1 protein-coding gene is annotated in these 260 nt (G+C 30.0%); it reads left to right on the forward strand.

Annotated elements, in window-relative coordinates; translation table 11 throughout:
- A partial coding sequence (locus tag HMPREF3263_RS10780; protein ID WP_371113370.1) for a hypothetical protein occupies positions 1-260 on the forward strand: 260 nt, incomplete at both ends.

Here is a 260-nt window from a genome sequence, read left to right on the forward strand (position 1 = left end):
TGGATATGACAATAGCTGGAGCATATGCCAAATTAAATATTGACGACTCCCATCTCGACAATAGTGAAGACTCAATTGTTGAAATACTCAAGAATGAATTAGGTATAGCTCAACCTATTAATGGCGTTAATACAATTAATAAAATTGCAAAAATACCCAACCTATTTAATACACATATAGATAATGTAGTGCATAGCATTTGTGATCATATAGCGAAAAACACCCCAAAAATAAAAAATTTATTTGAGTTATATGAGAAA

Origin of the sequence: Haemophilus sp. HMSC61B11, assembly GCF_001838615.1 — a bacterium.
GTDB classification, from domain to species: Bacteria; Pseudomonadota; Gammaproteobacteria; order Enterobacterales; family Pasteurellaceae; genus Haemophilus_D; species Haemophilus_D parainfluenzae_AD.